At 63.4% G+C, this 2,505-nt stretch carries 3 protein-coding genes; all 3 read left to right on the forward strand.

The window, feature by feature from the left end; translation table 11 throughout:
* Positions 1 to 135 precede the first annotated feature (135 nt).
* From pqqC to pqqE, 3 genes are read left to right on the forward strand one after another with little or no spacing between them, the layout of a single operon-like run.
* A complete protein-coding gene (pqqC, locus tag J4F42_20225) occupies positions 136 to 867 on the forward strand; it encodes a pyrroloquinoline-quinone synthase PqqC (protein MCE2487847.1) in 732 nt (243 codons plus the stop codon).
* Positions 868 to 890: 23 nt separating this feature from the next.
* Complete coding sequence (gene pqqD / locus J4F42_20230; GenBank protein ID MCE2487848.1) at positions 891 to 1,172, forward strand: pyrroloquinoline quinone biosynthesis peptide chaperone PqqD; 282 nt, start codon at positions 891 to 893, stop codon at positions 1,170 to 1,172.
* Positions 1,173 to 2,276: a pyrroloquinoline quinone biosynthesis protein PqqE gene (pqqE, locus tag J4F42_20235; GenBank protein ID MCE2487849.1), complete on the forward strand. Its 1,104-nt coding sequence runs from the start codon at positions 1,173 to 1,175 to the stop codon at positions 2,274 to 2,276.
* Positions 2,277 to 2,505: the final 229 nt, after the last annotated feature.

Consider the following 2,505-nt stretch of genomic DNA (forward strand, 5'->3'; position numbering starts at 1 on the left):
AACAAGGCCCGGAAGATCTACACCCATCTGAACAATACCAACCCCGTACTCATTGAGGACTCGGACCAGCGCCGGGCGGTTGAAGCGGCCGGCTGGGAGGTGGCCTTCGATGGCATGGACTTTGAGGTGTAAGCCGTGAGTGCAACACACATGTGGAGCCGGGAAGAATTCGTCCAGCGCCTGCGCGCGGTGGGCGAGGCCGGCTACCACGACAAGCATCCGTTTCATATCCTGATGCACGAGGGCAGGCTGACCAAGCGCCAGTTGCAGGCCTGGATTGAGAACCGCTTCTACTACCAGACGATCATCCCCAAAAAAGACGCGGCGATCATGGCCCGCATCGAAGACCCGGCGGTTCGGCGGGCCTGGATTCAGCGCATTCTCGACCACGACGGCACCACCGACAACCCCGACGGCGGGATCCATAAGTGGCTGGTCCTGGGCGAGGCGGCCGGTCTTGCGCGCCAAGACATGGTTGCGCTGCGCTATGTGCTGCCCGGCGTGCGCTTTGCGGTTGACGCCTATCTGACCTATGTCAAAGACCACTCGCTGATGGAGGCTGTGGCCTCGTCGCTGACCGAACTGTTTGCCCCGAGCCTGATGGCCCGACGCCTGCCAGCCTTCGAGGAGCACTACCCGTGGGTCGAACAGCAGGGGCTGGAGTATTTTCGGGCCCGTCTGAGCCAGGCGCCGCGCGACGTTGAATTCGGCCTTGAGTATGTGATTCAAGAGTGCCATACGCGGGAGCAGCAGGAGCAGGCCATCCTGGCCCTGAGAACCAAGTGCCATATCCTGTGGTGCCTGCTCGACGCTGTCCATTTCGCGTATGTCTCTCCGGGCCTGCTGCCGCCGCTGTGGGGGGAATAAGACCGTCGTCCAGAGGCACACGTATGTCTGAGTCGCAAGAAACCTGGCGTCCCCGGCTGGCCGCAAAAGCCCGTCTGCGGTGGGATAAGATCGAGCAGCAACACATGCTGATGTTTCCCGAAGCCGCGCTCAAGCTGAACGCCACCGCCGCCGAGGTGCTCAAGCTGTGTGATGGAGAACGGACCGTGGCTCAGATCGTCGACGCCCTGCTGGACAAGTTTCCCACCGCCGAGCGCCAGGTGGTCGAAGACAACGTCACGCAGTTGCTGACCCGCATCCGCAGCCGCGGGCTGCTGGAGGTCTAGATGCCCGCTCCGCGCCCCTACACCCTGGTCGCCGAACTGAGCTACCGCTGCCCGCTCAGGTGTCTGTACTGTTCCAACCCGCTCGAGTTCCACGCCATGCAGGACGAACTCAGCACCGAGCAGTGGTGCCAGACCTTCAGCGATGCGGCCGACCTGGGCGTTGTCCAGGTCCATCTGTCGGGCGGTGAGCCGCTGGTCCGCAAGGATATCCCGGCCCTGATTCGACACGCCCGGGCGTGCGACCTGTACACCAACCTGATCACCGGCGGGACGCTGCTCAGCGAGGCCAAGCTCACAGAATTTCGTGACTGCGGTCTGGACCACGTTCAGCTCAGCCTACAGGACACCGAGCGCGACGCGGCCGATCTGGTGGCCGGCCTTAAGTCCTACGATAAGAAGCTCGAGGTCGCCCGGCTGATTAAACGCCTCGGCTATCCGCTGACGATCAATGTCGTTCTGCACCGTCTGAACATCGAGCACGTGCCCGAACTGATCGACCAGGCCGCCGAACTCGGCGCCCAGCGGATCGAGCTGGCCAACACCCAGTACTACGCCTGGGCGTTCGAGAACCGCCGGGCTCTGCTGCCGCCCCGTGACCGCTACGAACACGCCGAGGCCATCGCCCGGGAAGCGCGGAAAAAGTACGAAGGCACGATGGAGATTGCCTTTGTCAAAATCGACTATTACGAAGACGCGCCCAAGGCCTGCTCGGGCGGCTGGGCGCGCAGCTATATGTGCATCACGCCGACCGGCGAAGTCCTGCCCTGCCACGCCGCCCACGCGATTGAGCAGCTGCGCTTTGAGAGCGTCAAAACCCGGCCGCTGCCCGAAATCTGGCGCGACTCGCCGGGGCTGAACGCCTTTCGCGGTTACGACTGGATGCAGGAGCCGTGCCGCAGCTGTCCGCATAAGGAGCAGGACTTTGGCGGCTGTCGGTGTCAGGCCTTTCTGCTGACCGGCGACGCTGCGGCAACCGACCCGGTGTGCAAACTCTCCCCCCGGCATGAGGTCGTGCTGCGGGCTGCGGCCGAGCCGGTGGAGGACCAACCGCAGCTGGTCTACCGCGATGTGAAAAACAGCCGGCGTCTGGCGGCTCGTTCATGAGTACCAATTCAAAAGGCGTCCAGTCGTCCGACCCGCCGGGCAAGCCTGGTGGTCGAGCTGGTGGCCCGAAAGGAAAACACAGTGGGTGATGATGACCACCGGAGCAAAAAGAGATCATCACCCACTTTGCTAGGCATGGACTCCGCAGTGCTTGTCATGGGCGGGCTGACCCTGGCCCTGGTCGGCTGGGCCTTTGTCAAAGGACCCGACCTGCCGCTCAAGGGCCTGC

The organism is Desulfurellaceae bacterium (assembly GCA_021296095.1).
GTDB lineage: Bacteria > Desulfobacterota > Binatia > Bin18 > Bin18 > JAAXHF01.